The following is a 546-nucleotide window of genomic DNA, read 5'->3' as shown; positions in this document are numbered from 1 at the left end:
AGCAGGGGCAAGTGACCGTCGACGGTATCCCGCTGAATCAAATCAGCGTCCACCAACTCAGGCAACAGATCGGTGTCGTGCTACAGGAGAATTTCCTGTTCAACAAAACCGTCAGCGAAAACATCGCCCAGTCTCGCCCACAAGCCAGCCTGGAAGAGATCATTGAAGCCTCAAAGCTTTCCGGTGCACATGAGTTCATTCTCAAACTGCCGATGGGTTATGACACAGTACTGGCCGAAGGCGGTCAGTCGCTGTCCGGTGGCCAACGGCAGCGACTGGCGATTGCCCGTACCCTGCTTTCCGATCCAAGGGTGCTGATCCTCGATGAAGCCACCAGTGCGCTGGATGATGAATCCCAGGCGCTGATCCAATCCAATATGGCCGACATAGCCAAAGGGCGCACCGTGATCACCATTGCCCACCGGCTCTCTACCGTCCGGGACTGCGATCGGATCATCGTGCTTCATCAGGGCAGTATCATCGAACAGGGCAGCCATCAACAGCTGCTGGAACATGGCAAACAGTACAAACAGTTATGGCAGCTAC

General features: G+C 55.5%; 1 protein-coding gene. It reads left to right on the top strand.

All coding sequences use genetic code 11. The features are described from left to right. The coding region (locus C942_RS24185; protein WP_036801891.1) for an ABC transporter ATP-binding protein at positions 1–546 on the top strand (546 nt) is incomplete at both ends.

Origin of the sequence: Photobacterium marinum (genome assembly GCF_000331515.1) — a bacterium.
GTDB lineage: Bacteria > Pseudomonadota > Gammaproteobacteria > Enterobacterales > Vibrionaceae > Photobacterium > Photobacterium marinum.
Note: the sequence above shows the minus strand (reverse complement) of the source record. Positions and strands in the feature narration are given on the sequence as shown.